The organism is Streptococcus sp. HMSC067A03 (assembly GCF_001814295.1).
GTDB classification, from domain to species: domain Bacteria; phylum Bacillota; class Bacilli; order Lactobacillales; family Streptococcaceae; genus Streptococcus; species Streptococcus constellatus.
Genome location: NZ_KV815661.1, coordinates 1 through 228 on the forward strand (window position 1 = coordinate 1; position 228 = coordinate 228).

Here is a 228-nt window from a genome sequence, read left to right on the forward strand (position 1 = left end):
CAATTTCTTCGGATTCACCGGACTGGAGAGAAGCTGCTTTTATCGTCGTTCTTGTTATTTAATGCCCCTATTTCGGTTGATTCGCCCCTATTTCAATCAACTGGATTTTGATGAATTGGTCATCATTGACAGCTTTCCAGTCCTCCTTTTCCAGCCTGTCAGAAGTCATCGAGTCAAGTTCTTGAATGAGGCGATCAACATTGGCTACTGTGCTTCCAAAAAGATGTG